We start from the raw sequence: 2,932 nt of genomic DNA on the forward strand, positions 1-2,932 counted from the left end.
CGGTGCTTTTTAGGTAGTTCTAATACAACCTTCCACACATCATTCATTTCTTCTTGCTTAAAAAATTCTTGTTCTGCCGAAGAAGACTGCTTGTCGTCACTAAAAAATCCCACTAAAGATATCCTTTTAAAATAGGATGATTTTAAATAGTTTATGGCTGTATTTCTTGTGATTTTTAATATCCACGTTTTAATGGATGAATCCTTTCGAAACGAATGCCAATGTTTAAAAACCTTTATAAAGACATCTTGTGTGATATCATCTGATAAGTGTGGATCTTTTGTAATAATAAATGAATAATTCCATACATCTTGCCAATAGTCTTTAATAACATAGTCGAGCTCGTCATGATTACATTTTCCAGTAAACTTCTGTTCCATTTCCACACCTCAAACTTATTTGAATAAACATAAAACTGCCCTCACTTTTAATATGGTTTCAATATATAGACATGATACAAGTTTCATTTGTTCCATAGCGCTTTTTTCTATATAGCTACGCTTTCTTTATTTGAATATATTGTCGTTCTTCTGTCTCTTTCTTTATTTTCTCTTGACGGTTACGTAGCTCTTCTTGCTCCCTTTGTATTTTGGTTCTGATGCAAAAACAAAGTAAAAGAGAATAAAACATATATATTCCTAACGGAATCGTATTCTATGTTACAAGTCCATCTTCTATATGATTCAAGTAATTTTGTTGTCTAAGTTGCTTACTATCAGGTATGCCTTTTTCTTTTTTCAACTACCCAATTGCTATAGAATAAGCCGGATTCTTATCGACTGTTATTACACGTGGCTTTGAAACATGAAAAGGCCGCAGCGCTTTGCAGCCTTTTCATCTCTTGTTTTGTTTAGACAAAAATCGATTGTGTTTCCTTCCGAATCAACAGTACGTTACCGGTACATCCATTGCCCTTTAACTTTAAGTAAATTCCGGATTCAAACTTTCTATTTTGAGTACGTTTAATTTATAGAAAACAGATAACAACATAATTTTCTCAATAAGTAATATTCTTATTTCAATACAAAATTCTTACAATTGATGCTATACCTGTATTAAGGGGAGCGTTTTAGTTAATTAGGGAGAAAAATTGTAAAAATGATATGGGAGGAACAAAAAATGTCATTGAAAAAGAAATTAGGTGTTGGAGTGGTTTCAGCCGCTCTTGGTATGTCTTTAATTGGTGGGGGAACATATGCATATTTTAGCGATCAAGTTGTGACAAATAATACATTTGCTGCAGGTACATTGGATTTAGCTATGCAACCAACTACTTCACTTAACTTAGAAAATTTAAAACCTGGGGACAAAATATTAAAAAAATTCAATTTAAAAAATAGTGGTTCCTTAGATATTAAAGATATCATGATGAAAATAGACTATACTGTAAACGACTTAAAACAAAATAATACTACAGAAGATTTCGGTAAACATATTAAAGTACAATTTCTTTGGGATTGGGATCCTGCAAAAAGCCCTGCATACGAGACAACCCTTGCAGAACTAAAATCACAAAGTTCAGAGATTGTCTCCAAAAAAGTATTTCATTCTAAGTGGACTGAAACAGGGGGGGTAAAACCTGGGAAAATGGATTGGTTTTGGATAAAGTTTGTATTTGAAGACAACGGCACAGATCAGAACGTGTTCCAAGGGGATAGTATTGCGTTAAAAATGGAGTTCCAAGCCAATCAAACAGAGGGAAAAGAAAGATAATTTTACAAAAATATCGTTGGAAAAATGTAAAACTGAGCTTGTAATTTTTTATAATTTGTCAAATTGACCATCAAATTTCCATATAAAAAACCAGTGATACTAGTACATGTGTAGGATATCACTGGTTTTTTTGAGTTTAACATTTTGTATGTTTTGTAAAACTATTTTTCTTTCGGAAGTACAATTCTTTTATACAATTGAACTGTAATCAAGTAGTAAATCGAGTAAATCACTACGAAAATAATAATTGGTAGCCAAATACGAAAGTACGGATCAGCCAAAAGAACGCTGAACATGTTTATACCAACTAATACGTGAACAATACCCACAATTGCTGGGACTAAAAATACGAAGAATAACTCTTTATAAATCGATTGTATTAATAACTCCCTGCGAACACCGATTTTACGAAGCATTTGATAACGTGTACTATCTTTGGATGCACCGGATAGAATTTTAAACATTAAGCAGCTTGCCATCATTGCTAAAAATGCAACTCCAACGAAAAAACCCATAAATATTAGTCCGCTGGCAAAATTATGACTCTCAATATATGCTTGATACTTACTATCCAATTCTTCCGCTCTCACATTTTTATATTTTGCCATCTGTAATTCATCAAGTTTTTTCCATTCTTTTATGTATGATCCAAAATCATCTGTTCTCCCCATAAACACAGTACTTTCTTTACCCTTCATACCATCGTATATGTTTTGATCTACAATTTTCATTTCATAATCAAGATACATATAATCTGGCTGGATCGTTCTGAAAGCCTGGATCCATTGTTTTGTGTTCGTCTCTCCTTGAACCCGTTTTATTGAAAATGCACCAATGGGTATTTCCTCTGAAACTTTCTCTATTTTCATACCTTGCAAGAAAGGACGATTTTTTTCTACATCTTCTTTAAGATAATAAACATACCTATCATCAACTTTGTAATGATATTCATGTTTTTCTTGAAATAAGATACCACCCAAAATTTTCTTTTCTTCCGCTGTTGGATTATGAATGACTGAATCGTAAATTCGCATTTGATCTGTCGTTTTTAGGATGTTGTTTTTAAATGCCATACCACAAGCAATTCCACCAGCACCAAGAGCCACTAAGATTGCTACTGTTGCAAGCACATTTGTTAGACCATTAATGCGGAAATTTAATTGTGCAAAAGTAAAAGCATTGAGGCCTTTTTCACTACGTTTTTTATTACTCTTTAGCT

At 32.7% G+C, this 2,932-nt stretch carries 2 protein-coding genes and 2 pseudogenes; 1 reads left to right on the top strand and 3 read right to left on the bottom strand.

Annotated elements, in window-relative coordinates; translation table 11 throughout:
• Both DOS87_RS17155 and DOS87_RS17160 read right to left on the bottom strand, forming a co-directional pair.
• A partial coding sequence (locus DOS87_RS17155; RefSeq protein ID WP_208730037.1) for an RNA polymerase sigma factor occupies positions 1–380 on the bottom strand: 380 nt, incomplete at its 3' end.
• Positions 381–675: 295 nt separating this feature from the next.
• Positions 676–926: pseudogene (locus DOS87_RS17160) on the bottom strand (DDE-type integrase/transposase/recombinase); the annotation flags it as partial.
• 193 nt (positions 927–1,119) lie between these two features.
• On the opposite strand from DOS87_RS17160, the gene DOS87_RS17165 reads away from it, so the two are divergent.
• The gene (locus tag DOS87_RS17165) at positions 1,120–1,713 is read left to right on the top strand and encodes a TasA family protein (RefSeq protein WP_208730038.1); all 594 of its coding nucleotides are present in this window, start codon (positions 1,120–1,122) and stop codon (positions 1,711–1,713) included.
• A 161-nt stretch (positions 1,714–1,874) separates the two neighbouring features.
• Here DOS87_RS17165 and DOS87_RS17170 read toward each other — a convergent pair.
• Positions 1,875–2,932 (bottom strand): annotated as a pseudogene (locus DOS87_RS17170) (ABC transporter permease); the annotation flags it as partial.

Source organism: Bacillus sp. CR71, assembly GCF_003429245.1.
Taxonomy (GTDB): Bacteria; Bacillota; Bacilli; order Bacillales; family Bacillaceae_G; genus Bacillus_A; species Bacillus_A thuringiensis_S.

Excerpts from the sequence above, each read along its gene's own strand:
- DOS87_RS17165 (WP_208730038.1), top strand. The coding sequence starts at position 1,120 with ATGTCATTGAAAAAGAAATTAGGTGTTGGAGTGGTTTCAGCCGCTCTT.